Source organism: Rahnella sp. RcJ3 (genome assembly GCF_009498575.1).
Classification (GTDB): Bacteria; Pseudomonadota; Gammaproteobacteria; order Enterobacterales; family Enterobacteriaceae; genus Rahnella; species Rahnella aceris.
In genome coordinates this window covers 1-214 of the sequence record NZ_QSNX01000032.1, presented here as the reverse complement: position 1 = coordinate 214, position 214 = coordinate 1, and the positions used below count along the sequence as shown (strand labels likewise).

Sequence of the window (214 nt, the reverse complement as noted above, 5' to 3'; positions counted from 1 at the left end):
CGGGAAAATCACCCACTGCTTCACCCATGACACCTGAGCAGATTGAAATACGCGAGCTAAAGAAAAGACTTCAACGCCTTGAAATGGAAAGGGATATATTAAAAAAGGCTACCGCGCTCTTGATGTCAGACTCCCTAAACAATTCTCATTAGTTGAGAAACTCAGGGCGCGGTTTCCTGTTGCCGTTGTGTGCAACGTGTTTGGGGTTCATCGC

1 pseudogene is annotated in these 214 nt (G+C 46.7%); it reads left to right on the top strand.

What is annotated here, in order from left to right:
- Positions 1-214: pseudogene (locus DXU84_RS23655) on the top strand (IS3 family transposase); the annotation flags it as partial.